The following is a 16,048-nucleotide window of genomic DNA, read 5'->3' as shown; positions in this document are numbered from 1 at the left end:
TGCGGCAGTTGGAGGCAAAGGAACGATGGCCCGATCGGATCTCTTGTTCCGGCTGCTCCAAGCGATGCGCAGCATGGGGGCCCCGATCACCGCTGCTCGCCTGGCCAAGGCGACGGAGGTTTCGGTTCGCTCGCTCTACCGCGACATCGACGCGCTCCGCCTGGCCGGAGCGCGGATCGAGGGCGAGCGGGGGTATGACTACAGGCTGGTCGAGGATTACGCCCTTCCTCCTCAGACCTTCGACCGGGCCGAGATCGAGGCGATCGCCTTCGGCATGGCCGAGGTGCGCAGCATGGGCGATCCGGTTCTGGCGGAGGCGGCGGCCTCGGTCCTCGCCAAAATCACCGCGACGCTCCCGGACGATCGCGAGCAGTATCTCCTGCATGCGATATCGCAGGTTTTCCGACCAACACCACGCTATGAGGCATCGCCCCACATGGAGACCGTTCGCGGCGCCTGTTGGAGGGAGGAGGCGCTGCACATCGACTATGCCGACAAGGATCAGGCGGTCAGCGAGCGAGAGATCTTGCCATTGGCCGTCATCTACACCGACCGGACACAGACGGTGCTGGCTTGGTGCTGTCTGCGGGAGGGTTTCCGCATGTTCCGCGCTGATGTGTGCACGGCGGTGACAAACCAGGCCACAGGAGCGCCGGCATGATGCCGAGTGCGGCGGAGTAAAATCCGGCCAGTGGTTAGGCTGTTCTCTTTTTCGGAGGGCGGCCGGGAATGTTTGCCGTGGAAGTTTACGCCGCCGTTCGGCACTTCGTGATGATCGAGCGCAACAGCCAGCGCGATGCGGCTCGGGTGTTCGGTTTGAGCAGCGAGACGATCTCGAAGATGTGCCGGTTCTCACTGCCGCCGGGCTACACGCGCACGAAGCCGGTGGCCAAGCCGAAGCTGGGAACGCTGCTGCCGGTGATCGATGCGATCCTGTCAGCGGACGGAGCGGCGCCGGTTAAGCAGCGTCACACGGCCAAGCGGATCTTCGAGCGGCTGCGGGATGAGCACGGCTATGCCGGCGGCTACACGGTGGTGAAGGACCATGTGCGGATCGCCCGGGGGCGCCTGCGCGAGACCTTCGTTCCACTGGCGCACCCACCCGGTCATGCCCAGGTCGACTTCGGCGAGGCTGTGGGCGTGATCGGCGGCATCCGGCAGAAGATCCATTACTTCTGCATGGACGTGCCGCAGTCGGATGCGCCGTTCGTCAAGGCCTTCCCGAGGGAGACGACGGAAGCCTTTCTCGACGGGCATGTATCGGCCTTCGCCTTCTTTGGCGGCGTGCCGCTGTCGATCCTCTACGACAACACCACGATCGCGGTGGCCAAGATCTGCGGCGACGGCAAGCGGGAGCGCACTCGGGCCTTCACCGAACTCCAGAGCCATTACCTGTTCCGGGACCGCTTCGGGCGGCCGGGCAAGGGGAACGACAAGGGCAAGGTCGAAGGGCTGGTGAAGTATGCCCGGTCGAACTTCATGACGCCGATCCCGCAGGCGGCGAGCTTCGACGATCTGAATGCCATGTTGGCGGAGCGCTGCCGGCAACGGCAGGGCGAGATCGCTGGACGCCACAGCGAGACGATCGGCGAACGCCTTGTCGCCGACGTCGCTACGTTCCGGGATCTGCCCGCGGTGGCGCTGGAGCCCTGCGAGAAGCGGGCAGCACGGGTCTCGTCCACGGCTCTGGTTCGCTATCGCTGCAACGACTACTCGGTGCCGACGCAGTTCGGCTTTCGCGATGTTCTGGTCAAAGGCTTCGTCGACGAGGTGGTGATCCTGTGCGCCGGCGAGGAGATCGCCCGACACCGACGCTCCTACCGTCATGTCGATCATCGCCGAAAACTGGTTCGTGCAGACTGCGGACTACCCGGCTTGGGCCGATCAGATCGGCGCCACCATGCCGATTGTCGCCTACTATGCCGCGTGCACGCTTGCCGTCATGCAGCAGCTTGCCGGCCCACGTCGGCCCGCCCTTCGGCGCCACAAGCTCGATGACGCCGGCTCCCGTGTGGAACGTGCCTTCGACGCCGTAGGTCGCCCACCTGTCGCACTTCGAAGAGAATGCCCGGGCCTGCCCGACGATGTGGCCGCCCGGCTGGATGGTAGCGGCGACGAGCTGCATGCCCGGCTCGAAACCGGCCTTCAGCAAGCCGGCACGGGGTCGCAGATAGGAGATGCTGAGATCGCGGCCATCGGCGACGATCTTCATCGCGGAGCCGTTGTGATCGGCCTCGATAGTACCGGTGACGGAGAGCGAGGCCGTGGACCTCTGGACCAAGGAATTGCCGTCCACGTTGCACCCGGCGGTTTTGGTGGCGAGAGACGGCGACTTCGTGGTCACCCAGCTTTTCGATCCGACCGTATGCGACAGTCTCCGTTACTGTCTCACCCGCGTTTTCGAGCGCGGTATCGCGGTCTACGAGGGGCAGGCCTGTACCGACTACCAGATGCAGAGACTCGATGCCGAAGCCCGCTTGTTCATGCCATGTGGCAGGGCGCTGGCTTTGTCGGATTGGGGTGGCGACGAATAGTCCCAAGACCCCCTTTCTTCCCTGTCTCTCACGATGACAGGCAGCCCGGCATGGCCGGCGAACAGGTAGTAGATTCCTTCCTGCCGTGACGGGCAGCGCAGCAAGATCCAGAGCGGGGCATCCCCTTAGACTGCACCCCTCAATTGAGGGGGTTGTATCGGCGGTTGCGGGTGCCGCTCATTTCAAGAACGCTCCAGGAATCGGTTTTACCCAGCGCCGTTTGTATCGGTTGGCTTCTACGCCGGTCGATCAGGACCGCTTATGTCCGAGCGCGAGCGTGCCTTCGGTAGACAGCTAGTCCCTCCCTTTCCCGTCGTCATTTGCCGCCGAAACGGTCGCATTGGGCGAGCCGAAAGGAGCAGACGAAATGAGCAAGACCAACACCACGACCGCCCGCAGCAACGCCCCGACCCACGGTGTCTTCGTCGTCGAAGGTGAAGGCGAAAGCGCTTTCTGGACAAAACTCGGCGCCGCATGGGCGCACGGCGACTGCAAGGGCTTCAACATCACCCTGTCGGCGGTTCCGTTCTCCGGACGGCTGGTGCTTCGCGAGAAGACCGAAAAAGAGGGAGAGGGGCGTTGAGCCCTTTTTCCTTCACCCCGATCCAGCGCACGTGCCTTGCGCTGAATGGAAGAACGCGGATCGTCTTCGACGACGACCGCAACCCGAAGCCCCTGATCAGGATCTTCATCCCCCAGACCGGTGCATCCTTCCTCCTGACGGAGACGCACCCGGAGAATCCCGACAAGGCTTACGGCCTTTGCGACGATGGCGACGGACGACCGGAAGTCCGCTTCGTCAGCCTCAACGAGGTGCACGACCGGGGCGGCGTCCTCGATCCGATGTTCAAGGGCGTCTACCCCCTCTCCCACTATGCCGGCGTAGCGGCGATCGCGGGGAGGACGATCGCAAACGGCTGAAGGACAGGCCGCACCACGAGGTGCGGCTTTTCCCGTGCTAGAGGCCAATCGTTCTGATCGACAGCAACGGGCAGAAAATAGTGACCTGTTGCTTGACCCTATATCATTTTACTTGACTTTTGGTCAAAATTATGTCATACTATTCTTGTACGGTAAGCAATGGCGCCCCGTCGAAATAGGTCAATTTAATAATTTCTAATCGGAAATTTTAAAAAGGACATAATATAGGAAACTAATTTCATGCTTCACTTTTCATTCAAGTCATTGAAAGATATCGAGTTTCAAGCGACTACGCCTCTCGCCATTCTGACGGGGGCGTTTCTTTTTGTCGCCCTTCTGATTTTCATGGGCATCTGCATCATCTGATACGCAAGGGGGCGGTTTTACCGCCCCCTCTCTTCATCTTACCTAATTTATGACCCTGCAAGGTACGTCAGCGAATAAGCATTCTAAAAGATTGCACCTACGGGTTACGCTTGAGCCAATCTTCTGCTGTATCGAGGCGTTTTACATGATTTTTTGCCAACATCTGATAAAAATCCATGAGCATTTTAAATGTATTTCTAGGTCTCATTGATTGATAGTATTGATAGATATTTGCATTCGTTACATATCGATTATCTGTACGAGAGCCCTCATCCATTGTTTTCTCACAATACCATCGTACATCGTCGAGGTGTTGATTACCTGCATCGTCCATAAGCCTCGTATTGTAGTGCCATGGGTGGATATCATGATCCACTTTCCAAACATCAAGAAATCCAGACGCTATGTAAAGCTGTGCAATTGCATCGTCGTGCTCTCGATGATCTAATACAATTTGATTAACGTCACTAAGACTTTGAATAGACCTATCAAGCTTCCGAGCGCCGTCTAAAATGTAATTAGTAGACTGACGCATCAGGTATAGGCCACCCGGATGCTTCTGCCAAGCCTGAAATTCCTCATCGGTTACATATACGGTGGCATCTGCGACTTCGATCAACTTCTTGCTCTTCAAGAATTTCTTGGGCGAGCAGAAATTGGTGTTCTTGACGAGATTGATGCCTTCGGCAGCGTAGGCCTGTGCTACTAGACGGCTGCAGAATTGTTTGGCGGTGCCTTTCTTCCCTAGTCCCAGCCCTGCCCTACCCGCTTCCCATGTCGCGTATTCGCTGCCTACATGTTCTCTGACATAATTGCAGATTTTGATTGCGGTCGAAGGGTCCAAGCCGCCCTCAAGTCTTAGGGCGAATACGGCGTTGTGTGGCTCGAAGAACAGTCGCTGTGTGTTCGCCGAGTGCACTCCATCTCCCGTCGCATCGATAACGGAGCAGTTATCGACATACAGCATGGCATGTGAAATCGGGCTGTTGGTAGCGGCGCGTATGAATTTACTGATTCCAGCGTCGCTGGTTGTCAGAATGATATCACCGCGCTTCAGTACCTTGTCGTTCAGTCGCTTTTTCATCGTGCTCTGAGGTTCGAGTTCTGTTGATCAACAACTCATCATATCATTGACGCCGAGTGATCGGCATCCTTGCCGGACTGGCCTATGACGCATTCACATTAGCTTGCCCGGACCTTCGGCAATTCCCCTATCCGTGTGGTGTAGCGGGGCGACCGCATGTCGAATTTCGTCGCCCACTCCTTTTTGATGCCGGCGGCGGCGGGCGCGATCGTGCCTCGTCCGAACTTCCCGTTCACCGCGTCGATGGCGTTCATCAGCCGTTCCGACTGTTCCCGGTCGCGACGGTCGAACAGGGGTCGCGGTGCCATACCAGCCTTCACAAGATCATCCATGATGATCCCGGCCTTGGCGTACCTATACCCCTCCCGGAACACGGATCGGGCGCCCCGCTGCGCGGCTCTGATCAGGTCGAGCGTGTCGTTCGAGGCTTCCGGCAGATGCACCGTCGTCGATCCGGCATAGCGCGGATCTTTCGGACGGAATTCCGAGGTGTGCATGAACACGGACAAGTGCGACGTTTCGAGGCCGTGCCGGCGCAACTTCTCCCCTGCCCGAGTGGCATAGGCCGCCACGGCTTCCAGCATCCCGGCGAGCGTCGTCACCGGCTTGCCGAAGGATCGCGTCACGGCACAACCTTTGCGCTGCGGAGCGACGTGTTCTAGGGCAAGGCATTGGACGCCGCGCAGTTCAAGGACCGTTCTTTCCCCTACCACCGACAGCATCCGCCGGGCCAGTTGCAGATCCAGATCCCGGAGTTGCGCGACGGTCCCGACACCGATTCCGATCAGCTTCCTTTCCGAGGCGGAGCCTATGCCCCACACCTCGCCGACCTCGATCCGCGACAGCCAGGTCGAGCGTGCCGCCTCTTCGGTCAGGTCGCAGACCCCCCCGAGATCGGCGTTCTTTTTCGCGATGTGGTTCGCCAGCTTGGCGAGCGTCTTCGTCGGGCCGAGGCCGACGCAGGTCGGAACGCCTGTCCATTGCAGCACCGTCGATCGGAGATCCCGCGCATATGCGTCGAGATCCCGGCGGGCGAACCCGGTCAAGTCAAGGAAGCTTTCATCGATCGAGTAGATTTCAACGTCCGGGCACCATTCCCGGTAGATCGCGTTCATCCTCGCCGACATGTCGCCATAGAGCGTGTAGTTTGACGAGAAGACGGCCACGCCTTCGGCTTCGCACAGGTCGCGGATCTTGAAGTATGGATCGCCCATGCCGATCCCCAGCGCCTTCGCCTCGCTCGTCCTCGCGACCGCGCAGCCGTCGTTGTTTGACAGGACGATAACCGGGCGCCCGGCGAGCTTCGGATCGAAGACGCGCTCGCAGGAACAGTAGAAGCTGTTCCCGTCGATCAGGGCGAGCACGCTACCCGTCATCGTCTTGCGATCGGCTTGCGGAGCCAGTGGACGTTGCACCTGGCAACGCCCCAGATCTCGATCTCGGCTATCTCCGGAACCTCGAACGCCGGCATGTCCCGGTTCTCGAACGACAGCCGGGGCCGCCCGCCGTCGAGGTGCAGCCGCTTCAGGCTCCGTTCCCCGTGCAGTATCACCACTACCACGTCACCGTGCCGAGGCGTCAGGCTCCGGTCCACCACGAGAAGATCCCCGTCGTAGATCCCGGCGTCCCGCATCGAGTGGCCGTCCACCTTCCAGAGGAACGTTGCTGGCGGGTTGCGGACGATCAGCCGCGTAAGGTCGATCCCTTCGTCGAGGAAGTCGTCTGCCGGCGACGGAAAGCCCGCACAGAGGCCATGGGCGAAGATCGGAACAATGATCTCCGCTTCGATCCGAACACGCGCCAACATTCCTAAATCCCTTCGTTTTTCTCGAGCGAAAGGAACAAATAGGGAACATATTCATAGGTCCCGGTCAATCTGTCGAAACCGATATCAATGTGAAGAGCGGTCAGATCCGTTAATACCGATAATAATCCATATCCTCCATATTAATCTTATTGACCTTATAAGGCTTATAGGCTCTATTAAGGTTATCAGCCGTAGGAGAATGAGAAATGGCCTCTTCCATCGAAATCAGCAGCGAGACGTTCAAGCGCCTTCAGTCCCACGCGATCCCGCTCGTTGATACGATCGAGAGCGTCATCGCCCGCATGATCGACTACTTCGAGAACGGCGATGCCGATGTTGCCCCGGCCCTTCTCGCCGAGGCGCAGGCTGTTCGGACGTTCAATGCCGACACCCCGCCGGATCTGACCCATGCCAAGATCCTCGGCGTCTTCTTCGCCGGGAAGCAGCTCGGGCGCGGGCAGGACAACTGGAACGGACTGCTCTATACCGCCGTCCGCGAAGCCAAGGCGCGAGCGAAGGACGATGCCCACTTTAAGAGCCTGATGGTCGTGAAGCACGTTGCCGGAGATAAGCAGGACGAGGGCTATCGTCCGCTGATCGGAACGGGAGTTTCAGTGCAGGGGCAGGATGCCAACGGCGCATGGCGTGCCGCCCGGCACATAGCTCAGCAGACCAGCTGCGAACTCACGGTGAAATTCGCATGGCGCGAGAAGGAAAATGCTGCCTTCCCCGGCGTGGTGGGCCAGATGACCATTCCGGCCAAATAGCACGGCTTTTCCTCCCTACCCCCCGCTTTTTATAACGGGGAGTAGGGGGCGGACATCATGACTTTTTTCACTTGGGCGGCTTGGCTACTCAGTCCGAGAACTTTGTCCCGCTGTATCTTTTGCTGAGCCGAGCCGATCGCTTTTCGAAGTTCACCCTTCGCTCTGTAGAGCTTTTGATGCTGTCGATTTGGCACGAGCATGCGGTCGCCGTTCACGATGATACCGGTGATTTCCGCCGGTCGGTCGATGAAGGTCTTTTCCTTGTGGTATCGGAGCCCAGAGCGATGGATCGCGTTCTTGATCGACCAAAGCACCTTTGCCGATATGTGGTTTCCCGAGATCGTTACATCGTCGATGTAGACGGTCAGGATGTACCCATTTGCCTTGCAGATGCTGCCGATCGACTGCCAAACGTCGTAGTGGGCGAAATAGGCAAGGATCGGACTCAGGGGGCTACCGGTCGGCAAATGCCCTTTGAAGGTCGCGATCTTGGCTAGGTGCCATGCAACGTCATCCTCGCATTGCATGATGCTGCGCCAGAACCAGAGCACTCGCTCGAAGGTAGTGCTCGGAAAATATTTGCGGACATCGAGGCAATGCACGACCCGTTGACCGCGATGCTGGGCCGCATTCCGGACGTAGCACCGCCCCTTCACCGGACAAAACAGGTAATCCGGAGGCTCGATGCGTCCGAGTTTAGTCGCGATTCTGCTTTGTACGGCCTTCAGGCCATCGGCAGGGCTTTCAACGCCCCGCTTGCCGCCAGACTTCTTGGCGATATCGAACTCCTTGTAGAGTCCGTCAGCCGTGTTCGCGAGGCGCCTGAGCATGTCGGTATCTATCCCGAGCAGGCTCGCAAGCTTCTTGCGGGTTTTCAGTTTGTAGAACGGTGACTGATGTAGCGGATAGCGGTTCTCAGGCATCGACCTTACCCGATTTCTCTTCCAGGAATTTCATAAGAGATATGATTTTCGAGGCGACGTGAGTGCGAGCCTGTTCGTATGTCTTTCCGTTGTCCAAGCTCTCCGAAAAGAACAAGATGGAGGAAGAAGGAACACCGAAGGTCTGCGCGTATTTCGTGATGAGCTCTAGGGTTGGTGTCTTGATACCCTTCTCGATTTCCGAGATATACGATTTAGAGATACCCAGCTTGTCCGCAGCCTCAGTCTGCTTCATGTCGTGATAAACACGAATGAGCCGAAGGGCTTCGTTGATCATTTTTCTCCTTTCTTTGGGCATACAAAACAGGGCGGTTTTATTCCCGGAAAAAGTCGATGAGCTTGAAGGCCCACCACAGCGCCCGTAGGATCGCTGCACCGGTCCCGAACAGGACTCGAAGAGTCCGAGGTCGGACTAGCCGGCCTGCCCAGGAAACCTTTTTCCGTTCACTCTGCCGCCGCTCTCGGTCGACTTGCTTCGATGTTTCCATCGTTACGCTCCTTCTTCACCACTCAGACCGAATTGTCTGAGTGCCATCGCGGTGAAGACGTAGGGGCGAGAGCGGTAAACCCTGCCTGTACGGCGAGCCCCCGGCCATAGGGGGCTCGCCCGCGCCTGCGGTCCGGACACCACATGGTCCCGTCCTGCCGGCTAATGGTTAGAAGGCTTGCGGCCTTCCACGCGGCATTCGCGCCGCAGATAGTGATGACTATCCCCTCCTGTTCGACACACCAGATATAGCCCCATGCCCCACCTCGTTCAAGAACTTTGTTCGCTGCCAGCGAACTTTTTTCGTGCGAGGATGCGGAGAGGGGTAATTCGGGTCGATCGAGGGATGTGCTAGGCGGCTAGGGCCAGACGCTGCATCTCTCGCTCAAATTCGAATTTGAGCTGAGAGGATTCGTCTTCAGGAAGGCCGAGTGCTAGCTGCGGCACCATGGCGCGATACAGCTTTTCCTTGGATTTCGTCCACGGCATGGCGTCGGCTGCCTGTGCTTCTGCGATGATGCGAAGCAGGCGTGTCCTGATCCTGTTGGGATCAGGCTTCGCCTCGAATGCCGGAGCGGTATCACCACCGAAAAGATCCGGCTGGGATTCCCCGAAAATGTCGGCTTGCTGGTAGGTCATGAACAGCACCGCAACATGGAATTAGCTTCCGACCTTACCGCGGGCGACGATGCGGGTGAGCGCGATCTTGGTGTCGGTGTCCAGGATCAGACTGTCGAAGTTCAGGTAGATCGGAACGGTGGCAGTGTATTGGGTCATGAGGTTCGGCCTCCACGCCGTCGGGTCTTAAGACGGAGCGCCTCGGCAGGTCTGCAGGTGGTCGGTCAGTGATTGGCCGGGGACCCCACCATGAGGTGGTGACGGTGGGACAGTTCGCTTCCGCCTAACCCGTCCACTTGTGAATTTTTTGAATCGCTTCCCGCTGCTAGTGGCGAGTAGCGTCTCAATCGGACGCGCAAGGGTCAACCGACCTTGCGAAATCACTTGTCCCGCAGCAATTCCTCGCTCACTCCGAAATGTCGAGCGATCGCCTGAACCTGCCCAGGCGATCCGATGATCGAACCGTTCTCGATGCTCCTGATCACCGTCGCCGGAACATGAGTCAGCTGATGTAGCTCGTCGACAGTAAGATGCCCTGCCACCCGCAACGCCCGAATGTTGCTGGCGAGGCTCAAGCAGCGGGCCGCAACGAATAGGTACCGGTCTTCCGGTCATAGACGACGTCGTGACCATCAGTCCGCAGCGTCGAGATCTGGCTCCGGACGCGGCAGACGAATGCCTCATCCGAGTGCCCGTACATCCGCATCACGAGATCCAGCATTGTGATCGGTGCACCGGCTTGGATGAGCGCGAGGACGGAATCTCGGGTGAGCGTGCGGGATTTCGAGTATGCCATGCGAGTTTCCAGATTGCGGTCTTTCGACAACCGCAAATCTTCCAGGAAGGTTCAATGGATCGGTCGCGGTCCGGGGCATTTCGGCCCGACCCGATCCCATCCCCTTTTCGTACGCATGCCTGCTACTCCGTCCGTCCGGCTTGTCGCAGGATTCTGTTGTGGCATCTTCCGCTGCGTCAGACCCGGAGCCGACCACATGCTGGACGACCTAATCCGCCCCATCGCGCACAGGCTCTGGCTCGTAGCAGGCCAACCGCATGGCCATGATCTCGATCATTGGCTGGAGGCTCGGCGGTTGGCACTGACGAGCAACCTTGCGCAGCCTTGGTACGATGCCTCAACAATGGTGCCGGAGAACGAGTGGATGCGGATGACGTTGTGGCTGCCGCAGCCGTATCTAAACTGAGCTAGGGTCAGGACTCATTGGTCATAGCCAGAATATGACGGTGGCCGCGAGCGCGATGGCGGAGAAGAAGACGGTTGGACATCGGTCGTAGCGGGTTGCAACGCGTCGCCAGTCCTTCAGGCGTCCAAACATGATCTCGATACGGCTGCGGCGCCTGTAGCGACGCTTGTCGTACCTGACGGGCTCAAGCCGCGATCTGCGACCTGGAATGCAGGCCTGGATGCCCTTTGCCTGCAGGGCATCTCTGAACCAGTCGGCATCATAGCCGCGATCACCGAGCAGCCATTGTGCCTTCGGCACATCGTCCAGCAGCGCTGCCGCACCCGTATAGTCGCTGACCTGGCCGCGGTCATGAAGAAGCTCAAGGGGCGGCCGTTCGCATCGGTGACGGCGTGGAGCTTGGTGTTCAAGCCCCCTTTGGTGCGGCCGATCAGGCGTCCAAGCCCCCCTTTTTGACCCGCAGGCTCGATGCCGTGCGATGCGCTTTCAGGTAGGTCGCATCAATCATCACCGTCTTCGGCTCGGCCCCCGCGGCAGCCAACCCTTCCATCATGCGCACGAAGATCCCCATTGCACCCCAGCGTTTCCAACGGTTGTACAACGTCTTTGCAGGACCATAGTCCTTCGGCGCATCCCGCCACCGCAGCCCATTGCGATTGACGAAGATGATGCCGCTCAGAACCCGCCGGTCGTCGACCCTCGGCTTGCCGTGGCTCTTGGGAAAGAACGGGCGCAGGCGCTCCATCTGCTCGTCCGTCAGCCAATACAGATTGCTCATATCCAGTCTCCTCACAGAGCCTGAATCAGATCGTCGCCCTCACATCAATGGGTCCTGACCCTAATCTCGACCGCCAGCCCAGCTTCTCTATCAGTTCCTGCTCGGTATATCTCTGACCGGCAGTCGAGGCTCGTATGAGTGCCGGCAGCAGGTTCTGGATCGCTCCGACCTTTGCCCGGTCGGCCCGGTCGAAATTGGCAATGGCATTCGCCTGAAGTGCCCGTTCATCCTTCATTTCGAGGTGTCGCAAGAAATGCAAAAATGCAGCCTGATCCAGGCCAGAACGAATTTGAAGATCAGCTACCGCGTCGCTCCAGATCGAGCTGGCGATGGCATATTCGTTAAGATCGGTGTGCGAGATGAAGTCGGCAAACGCAGCACTGTGGCGTGCGCCCTCGGTATCAGTGTTCGAAAGAGCGGTGTCGGAGGTGCTGAACAGTCCCGCGAAGATGTATCGAAGCTGCACGCTGCCTGTCTGGAAACGCTCCGTCAGAGTGAGCCAAGACGCTGCCATCTCCGCGATCAATGCGCCCTTCAGCTCGGTGGCGAGGGAGACATAGATCGCATTTTTTCCACTCTTCACCTGAGTGGCAAGGCCGCTCCCCTCGGCATGAAGAACCAAATCGTCGAATATGCCTGCAGCCGGTTCAGAGACCGATATGGCCTCGAGCGCGCCGTCTTGCATGAGCCGAAAAAGGACGCTTGCCGAATACTCGTACTGTTTCCAGTACCCGGTTATGGCAGTCGTTTCGCCCGTCGACGGTGCTCGGTTTTGCTTTGTCACGATTCCCTAGCACCAACGCTCATTCCGAAAACAGAAGCATGAGCGAGGGCAGTTCGTGGGGCAAGGCTTTTCAACAGCCCCAATACCGACATTCCGACAGAGCTAGCATTGGCAGCTTTCGGGCAACCGTGACGATAGCCTGAAGGGCTCGAATGGGCGCATTCATGCCATAGGGGTGAATAGCAGCCCGCCGAAACGATGCCAATCGTGGCACATTAATATTTGAAAAGCCACAATAACAAAGCAGATCAATAAAATTTGGTTCAGCAAGATAAACCCACAGTTAGAGAGTCCATTATGATCTAATATTCGTTATGCAATTTGCAGTAGAAAACTCTTTATTACTGATTTTAGTGAGGTTATTGACTTTTTTGAAATAAATGTTATTATGTATGACAATTACACCAGGAGAATCATAATGCAAGGTACTCCGGCTAAGATATTAGCAAGAGAGAACATCAAAGAAGTTTTGTATGACTTGAAGTCCCATCGTGATCCACTGCGAAATGAGGTGATGTTTCGCCTCAGCGTCAATGCCGGTCTCAGAGCATGCGAAATATCTAACTTAACGTGGCTGATGGTGACGAACTCTAGCGGCAAGGTTGGCACCATCATCGAGCTCCCCAGCCGCGCGGCCAAGGGAACCAGCGGTCGCCGTATTCCCATCCATGCGGATCTTTCAAAAGCACTGGTCGCGCTTCTACGAGTTTCCAACAGGGCATCCTCGAATGTCATTCTTTCGGAGCGCGGAAGCGCAATGACGGCTAAATCGGTCGTCAATTGGTTCGCTCGACTTTACCAATCCCTGGAGTTGGAGGGTTGCTCATCGCATTCAGGTCGTCGGACCTTCGTGACCGAAGCCGCCCGAACGATTCACCGAGCGGGTGGATCTCTGCGCGACGTCCAGGAACTAGCTGGTCACCGTTCAATCAAAACAACACAGGGATACATCGAAGGTGACAACGACGCTCAACGGCGACTTCTAAAATTGCTCTATCAAGAACAAAACATGAACATATGAACTGAAAGCCGCTTTCCACCGCCGTAACTTGGAGATGAACATGGACGAACACGAGTTCCTTGAAAACGAAATGGCCGAAACACGTCGCGCGTTAGTCCGGGGAACGGAGCATGTTAGGGCCCTTAATGACAAACTTCGAAAACGTAACGAGGGAGGAATTGTCGTCATTACCGGTGGCGTTGCAGAGCTAGGAGCGACAACGGTGTCGAGGATATTGAGAGCCACCTCGGCCTTCGATGATTTCACAAGCGAGAACGACCCATACGGCGAACATGATTGTGCCATCGTCGAGGTCGACGGCATTAAGATAATCTGGAAGATCGATTATTACGACAAGCGTCGACAACACCGATCTCCGGATAATGCCGATCCTCGTGTCACAACGAGAGTTATGACGGTGATGCGTGCTGACGAATATTAGAAGGACAAGCGCCGCCTGCTGCACAAGCTTTTTTCAACAAGCCGTACAGGATCACCCTGGAGCTGAACCGCCTTCTCGTGGAGCAAGATCGCGCGAGGGACGCACGGTCATCGCCCCATATCAACAGGGCTCGCTCGACGGTCTATGCGGGCTATACAGCATCATCAACGCGGTGCGGTTGGCAACCGCAGCTAGCTGTGAGCTCGGCCAAGAAGACTGGCAAGAGTTGTTATATGCGTTAGCAGTGGCTGCCGATGACACCGTCGGCCTTTCGATGGCCATGGCGTGCGGGCTGAACGCTGACCCATTGTTTGCAATCATGCGCGCTGGCATTCGACACCTGCTCGATGAGCATGACCTGTTGATTTCAGGCAGACGTCTCCTGTCACCGGGTGACCGCCCTCCCCTCGCCCATCTCCTTGAAAGGCTTGCACCGATAGTCGAGGACCCGAAGTCCGCAGTTATTTTGTCATTGTCGGGCTATCTCGATCACTGGACCGTTCTTCGACGCATCAATCGGACATCACTCGGGCTTTTTGACAGCAGCGGTCACGCCAGGGTCAATATTTCGAATCTTCGCATGCTGTATGAGCCTGTCGCCGGCCGAACTGTAGAGCACGTGATTTATCCTCGCGCGATTTTTGTTGTAACGTTGCGGGATAGTTAAATGGCGGGAGGTGCCCTCGGTGCTTTCAATTACAACAACCACCCAACCAACTGGTGGCGTTTCACCACTTTTGCCACCAGTTCATTTCGACCGCTGCACCCAGCGTAGCCGTCCGCTGAACACTTGATGGCAGCTTTCTGATGAACCGCCTTCAAAGCCGCCGTTCCGCTGTCCGACCCAAGCCGGCGGTTGCGAGCGGGGTGAGTTCGAGCCGAAAGCAGATTGTCCGCTTCCGACGATGTGCGCCCTGACTACAACTCACCGCCTGCCGCCAAAGCTTCGTCCTGGTAGCGGCGGAGGGCCAGAAGCTCCGACTTCTCCGCCGTGTCGATGTCGCCGAGGCGGATCAACTGTCCGGCTGCGACTGGCCGTGCGAGGCGCCTGTCGGCGACGAGGTAGTAGGGGGCGGCGCGATCGACCGACAAGGGACCAGCAGGCTGCAGGGCTGATCCGACGCCGGCGATCGTGTGGTGATGTCCGACGGCCGAGAGCAGCGTCCCGGCCGCAAGGTCCGCTTCGGCGACAGCTACGAGGTCGAGGCGCGGCAATGGTCGCTCGGCCCCGCTCGACACTCCGCGCAGCGCCACCTCGAGGATGCTGGTCGCCGCTTCCAGGCCGAGAAGATGGCGCGGGATGTAGAGCATGGCGGTGCGGCCGTTGCGCGACAGGATATGGCCTTTCTCGCGCAGCATTTCCCACGTTGCACCGTCCCGGCAGCGGACGACGACGAAGACACCGCCGGCAAAGCTGATCTCGCCCGGCAGACGCAGGCAATGGAACACGTCGATGCGGCGCTCGCCGGAAAGAATGCCGCCGTCCGCGATGGTCGAGAACACGCTGGCGACCTCGCCGGTGCGCAGGATCGGGCAGTGCAGGGCCGGAACGTCAGGCACGAGATCGACGGCATTGGCCGCGACGCCGAGTTCGCAGAGATCGGGAACGGCGCGTTGCGGCAGGGCGGCAGCGGCCTTGGCACGGGCGGCCACCAGTTCGGCAGCCGGGCGATCGCCAAGGTCGAGGAGATCGCCAAAGGCCGGGGCATGGATAGTCGTGCCGTTGCTGGCGAGTTCTCCGGTCGCCGGATCAAAGCAGAAGTCGTATTCGCTCGACTTGCCGGCGGCCACGATGTCGAAGCCCAGCACTTCCGCCCACGTGACGAGCCCGATCAGAAGGCTTGGTTGGTCCCCGTCGACCGGCGTTACGATGACACCGTGGGCCGCGGCAAGATGGGCAAGGCCCGGACCGACGACGCTGTCGACCTCCTTCGACACCAAGGCAACGTGACGCCTGGCCTCGATGGCAAGGCGCGCATGCCGGGCGCCCGCCTCCGGATGGCCCGTCGCCTCGACGACGACATCGATCGGCAGGTGCAGGACTGCGGTAAGGTCGCCGGCGGCGATGAAGTGCCCGGCCTCCCAGGCCGCTGTCGCCTCCGACGGGCCCTCGCACTTGGCGATAGACGCCGGGGCAATGCCGACGGCCCGCAGCGCGCTTGCGGCCGCAGCAGCGGACACGTCGACCGCGATCCGGACGTTCATCAGCGGCACATGCAAGCCCTGGGCGATGAAAGAGCGACCGAAGCCACCGGTACCGACGACGCAGGTCTCGACGGTGCGCGCGCCGGCCGGGAAGTAGCTGTGATAATTCAAG

Annotated in this window: 19 protein-coding genes and 2 pseudogenes; 10 read left to right on the top strand and 11 right to left on the bottom strand. The window is 58.7% G+C overall.

The features are described from left to right. Positions 1-25 precede the first annotated feature (25 nt). The 5 genes and pseudogenes from ACZLZY_RS18250 (at position 26) to ACZLZY_RS18230 (ending at position 3,455) form a co-directional block, all read left to right on the top strand. Entirely contained in the window at positions 26-661 is a 636-nt protein-coding gene (locus ACZLZY_RS18250) for a helix-turn-helix transcriptional regulator (RefSeq protein ID WP_472934991.1), read from the top strand. A 68-nt stretch (positions 662-729) separates the two neighbouring features. Further along, positions 730-1,821: pseudogene (gene istA / locus ACZLZY_RS18245) on the top strand (IS21 family transposase); the annotation flags it as partial. 443 nt (positions 1,822-2,264) lie between these two features. Further along, entirely contained in the window at positions 2,265-2,534 is a 270-nt protein-coding gene (locus tag ACZLZY_RS18240; protein ID WP_472934990.1) for a hypothetical protein, read from the top strand. A gap of 367 nt (positions 2,535-2,901) precedes the next feature. Next, positions 2,902-3,117: a hypothetical protein gene (locus ACZLZY_RS18235; protein WP_472934989.1), complete on the top strand. Its 216-nt coding sequence runs from the start codon at positions 2,902-2,904 to the stop codon at positions 3,115-3,117. After that, the gene (locus ACZLZY_RS18230) at positions 3,114-3,455 is read left to right on the top strand and encodes a DUF2958 domain-containing protein (protein ID WP_472934988.1); all 342 of its coding nucleotides are present in this window, start codon (positions 3,114-3,116) and stop codon (positions 3,453-3,455) included. Before ACZLZY_RS18235 ends, ACZLZY_RS18230 begins: the two co-directional genes overlap by 4 nt. A 463-nt stretch (positions 3,456-3,918) precedes the next feature. Here ACZLZY_RS18230 and ACZLZY_RS18225 read toward each other — a convergent pair whose 3' ends face one another. The 3 genes from ACZLZY_RS18225 to ACZLZY_RS18215 form a co-directional block, all read right to left on the bottom strand. Next, positions 3,919-4,905: a YiiX/YebB-like N1pC/P60 family cysteine hydrolase gene (locus ACZLZY_RS18225; RefSeq protein WP_472934987.1), complete on the bottom strand. Its 987-nt coding sequence runs from the start codon at positions 4,903-4,905 to the stop codon at positions 3,919-3,921. A 98-nt stretch (positions 4,906-5,003) separates the two neighbouring features. Next, positions 5,004-6,281, bottom strand: a complete 1,278-nt coding sequence (locus tag ACZLZY_RS18220; RefSeq protein WP_472934986.1) for a Y-family DNA polymerase — start codon at positions 6,279-6,281, stop codon at positions 5,004-5,006. Continuing rightward, the gene (locus ACZLZY_RS18215) at positions 6,278-6,712 is read right to left on the bottom strand and encodes a LexA family protein (protein ID WP_472934985.1); all 435 of its coding nucleotides are present in this window, start codon (positions 6,710-6,712) and stop codon (positions 6,278-6,280) included. The genes ACZLZY_RS18220 and ACZLZY_RS18215 overlap by 4 nt, the downstream gene beginning before the upstream one ends. A gap of 206 nt (positions 6,713-6,918) precedes the next feature. Here ACZLZY_RS18215 and ACZLZY_RS18210 point away from each other — a divergent pair, with 206 nt between their 5' ends. Beyond that, positions 6,919-7,479, top strand: a complete 561-nt coding sequence (locus ACZLZY_RS18210) for a T4SS efffector SepA family protein (RefSeq protein ID WP_472934984.1) — start codon at positions 6,919-6,921, stop codon at positions 7,477-7,479. Positions 7,480-7,508: 29 nt separating this feature from the next. Here ACZLZY_RS18210 and ACZLZY_RS18205 read toward each other — a convergent pair whose 3' ends face one another. The 5 genes from ACZLZY_RS18205 to ACZLZY_RS18185 form a co-directional block, all read right to left on the bottom strand. Further along, positions 7,509-8,402 (bottom strand): reverse transcriptase family protein, encoded by an 894-nt coding sequence (locus ACZLZY_RS18205; RefSeq protein WP_472934983.1) that lies wholly within the window; start codon positions 8,400-8,402, stop codon positions 7,509-7,511. After that, complete coding sequence (locus ACZLZY_RS18200) at positions 8,395-8,697, bottom strand: helix-turn-helix transcriptional regulator (protein WP_472934982.1); 303 nt, start codon at positions 8,695-8,697, stop codon at positions 8,395-8,397. Before ACZLZY_RS18200 ends, ACZLZY_RS18205 begins: the two co-directional genes overlap by 8 nt. Positions 8,698-9,258: 561 nt before the next feature. Beyond that, the gene (locus tag ACZLZY_RS18195; protein ID WP_472934981.1) at positions 9,259-9,546 is read right to left on the bottom strand and encodes a hypothetical protein; all 288 of its coding nucleotides are present in this window, start codon (positions 9,544-9,546) and stop codon (positions 9,259-9,261) included. Positions 9,547-9,905: 359 nt separating this feature from the next. After that, on the bottom strand, positions 9,906-10,100 hold the full coding sequence (locus ACZLZY_RS18190; protein WP_472934980.1) for a helix-turn-helix domain-containing protein: 195 nt from the start codon (positions 10,098-10,100) through the stop codon (positions 9,906-9,908). Beyond that, positions 10,097-10,321, bottom strand: coding sequence for a hypothetical protein (locus ACZLZY_RS18185; protein ID WP_472934979.1), 225 nt, complete (start codon positions 10,319-10,321; stop codon positions 10,097-10,099). Before ACZLZY_RS18185 ends, ACZLZY_RS18190 begins: the two co-directional genes overlap by 4 nt. 196 nt (positions 10,322-10,517) lie before the next feature. Here ACZLZY_RS18185 and ACZLZY_RS18180 point away from each other — a divergent pair, with 196 nt between their 5' ends. Next, entirely contained in the window at positions 10,518-10,727 is a 210-nt protein-coding gene (locus ACZLZY_RS18180; RefSeq protein WP_472934978.1) for a DUF2934 domain-containing protein, read from the top strand. Between the two features lie 21 nt (positions 10,728-10,748). Here ACZLZY_RS18180 and ACZLZY_RS18175 read toward each other — a convergent pair. Next, positions 10,749-11,505: pseudogene (locus tag ACZLZY_RS18175) on the bottom strand (IS5 family transposase). 25 nt (positions 11,506-11,530) lie between these two features. Next, entirely contained in the window at positions 11,531-12,289 is a 759-nt protein-coding gene (locus ACZLZY_RS18170; protein WP_472934977.1) for a hypothetical protein, read from the bottom strand. Positions 12,290-12,707: 418 nt separating this feature from the next. Here ACZLZY_RS18170 and ACZLZY_RS18165 point away from each other — a divergent pair, with 418 nt between their 5' ends. From ACZLZY_RS18165 to ACZLZY_RS18155, 3 genes are read left to right on the top strand one after another with little or no spacing between them, the layout of a single operon-like run. After that, a complete protein-coding gene (locus tag ACZLZY_RS18165; protein WP_472934976.1) occupies positions 12,708-13,310 on the top strand; it encodes a tyrosine-type recombinase/integrase in 603 nt (200 codons plus the stop codon). Between the two features lie 40 nt (positions 13,311-13,350). Beyond that, the gene (locus ACZLZY_RS18160; protein WP_472934975.1) at positions 13,351-13,731 is read left to right on the top strand and encodes a DUF3768 domain-containing protein; all 381 of its coding nucleotides are present in this window, start codon (positions 13,351-13,353) and stop codon (positions 13,729-13,731) included. Further along, on the top strand, positions 13,715-14,398 hold the full coding sequence (locus tag ACZLZY_RS18155) for a hypothetical protein (protein ID WP_472934974.1): 684 nt from the start codon (positions 13,715-13,717) through the stop codon (positions 14,396-14,398). The genes ACZLZY_RS18160 and ACZLZY_RS18155 overlap by 17 nt, the downstream gene beginning before the upstream one ends. A gap of 251 nt (positions 14,399-14,649) precedes the next feature. Here the strand turns inward: ACZLZY_RS18155 and ACZLZY_RS18150 are convergent, their stop codons facing one another. Beyond that, on the bottom strand, positions 14,650-16,047 hold the full coding sequence (locus ACZLZY_RS18150; RefSeq protein WP_472934973.1) for a flagellar biosynthesis protein FlgA: 1,398 nt from the start codon (positions 16,045-16,047) through the stop codon (positions 14,650-14,652). Position 16,048: the final 1 nt, after the last annotated feature.

This window comes from Mesocryomonas lacus, from assembly GCF_055730135.2.
The sequence above is the reverse complement of the archived record's forward strand: the minus strand, read 5'-3'. Positions and strand labels throughout refer to the sequence as shown.